Genomic DNA, 1,668 nt, shown 5'->3' with positions numbered 1-1,668 from the left:
GGTCGAAGTGCAGGGCCAGCGCGTGCGGGTCGCCCTTGTGCGCGGCGGCAGTATCCGCGGTTGTCGCGTCACCGGCGCCGTCGTCGTCTTGCAGCCGGCTCAGGCCGTAAACCTCTTTGTCGATTTCGCCCTTGCGGAGCAGCTGCCCGACCGTTTCCACCGCGCGCGTCTCGATCGAGGAAAAGCCGTGCAGTTCAAAGGTCCGCCGCAGGGTGTCCAGCACATGCAGTTCCACCAGCCGCTCCTCTGGAAGCCACTCGGGGAATCCGGACAGGGAGGCGGTGCGTGCCATGGTGGAATTTTCTCCTCTGATTACGACGGCGGGTCGAACAGCCGCGGCGTCGCGCGCCGACCGGCCGGTCGTGCATAAACTGTGTGCGGCAGTCAGTTTATGCTTTCGACGCGTGCATCTCTAATGCGAACGCGGCGGGCAGCGTTGCCAACAGCTTGCGCGCTGCACCCCGGATCTGTGCCCACGGCACGGCCCGGGACGCGGCCCTACACCCAGGAGGACTTTTGGCGGCCAGTTCACGGAGCGCCCGCGAAGCCAAGCGGCGCATCCAGCAGATGGAGGCAAAGCGTGAGCTGCGCCGGGCGCAGGACAAACGCCGGAGGCGGGACAATATCCTTGCCACGGCCGGCGGTGCCGCTGTCCTGGTCCTTGCCATCGTGCTGCAGCTGACCGTGTTTGCGGGTAATCCGACCGAGGACCAGTTCAAGGCCGCGGAGGCCGGGCTGGCCAGCCCGTCGGCGTCCGCGACGCCGACGGCCAGCGCGAGCAACGGCGCGAATATCCCGAAGCCGGACACCGCGGCGGGCAAGACCTTTTCCGGCGAGCTTGCCCTCAACCGCGGCACCCTGGGGATCGAACTGGACGGTACGAAGGCGCCCCAGGCAGCCGCCGTGTTCAAGTCGCTCGCGGACCAGAATTTCTACAAGGGCCTCAGTTGCCACCGGCTCACCACTGCCGACACCTTCGGTGTGCTGCAGTGTGGCTCCAAGACCGGCGACGGCAACAGCGATCCCGCCTACAGCTGGGGTCCGCTGGAGAACACCCCGGCCGATAACAAGTACCCGGCCGGCACCATCGCGGTCGCACGGACCGGCGGAAACGCTTACGGCAACGGAACGCAGTTCTTCATCGTCTACAAGGACACCGTGATCCCGGCCGACGCCGCCGGCGGCTACACCGTGGTGGGCAAGGTTACGTCCGGCTTGGATGTCGTCAGCAGCATCGCGGCGGCCGGCGTCAAACCGGGTGCCAGCGCCACAGACGGCGCCCCGGTGGAACCAGTCACGATAGACTCGTTCTCTCTGAAGTAGCCAGCCGGGGCCCTCGTGGCCGCGGTGCCGGTATTTCCCTCCAAGCGAAAGACTTCTAGCGGTGACACACAGTCAGCAATCCGACGAAACAGTGGCAGCAGCTGCCAACGAGACCGAAGCCAAGGCTACGGTGACCGAGCCGGTCAACGACCCCCGCCCGGCTGAGGCCCCGGCTGAGGCTCAGGCCGCCACGGCCGAGGCGAAGCCCGAGGCACCGGCCGCTGAGCCCGAGGCCGCCGAGGCGCCCGAGGCACCGGCCGCCGAGCCCGAGCCCGCTGAGCCCGAGGCGAAGCCCGAGGATGCGGCCAGCGCTGCTGCCGGGCCGGCCGCGGCGGCCGCCCAGGC

At 68.3% G+C, this 1,668-nt stretch carries 2 protein-coding genes and 1 pseudogene; 2 read left to right on the top strand and 1 reads right to left on the bottom strand.

What is annotated here, in order from left to right:
* A pseudogene (locus tag AB4Y86_RS18460) lies at positions 1–292 on the bottom strand (histidine--tRNA ligase); the annotation flags it as partial.
* 224 nt (positions 293–516) lie between these two features.
* Here AB4Y86_RS18460 and AB4Y86_RS18455 point away from each other — a divergent pair.
* Together AB4Y86_RS18455 and AB4Y86_RS18450 are read left to right on the top strand one after the other, a co-directional pair.
* Positions 517–1,323: a peptidylprolyl isomerase gene (locus AB4Y86_RS18455; protein ID WP_441403594.1), complete on the top strand. Its 807-nt coding sequence runs from the start codon at positions 517–519 to the stop codon at positions 1,321–1,323.
* Between the two features lie 61 nt (positions 1,324–1,384).
* Positions 1,385–1,668 (top strand): hypothetical protein (locus AB4Y86_RS18450; RefSeq protein ID WP_441403593.1); only part of this gene is annotated, 284 nt, incomplete at its 3' end.

Origin of the sequence: Arthrobacter sp. 2YAF22_2, assembly GCF_052114645.1 — a bacterium.
Lineage (GTDB): Bacteria > Actinomycetota > Actinomycetes > Actinomycetales > Micrococcaceae > Arthrobacter.
This window is presented reverse-complemented; position numbering and strand designations above follow the sequence as displayed.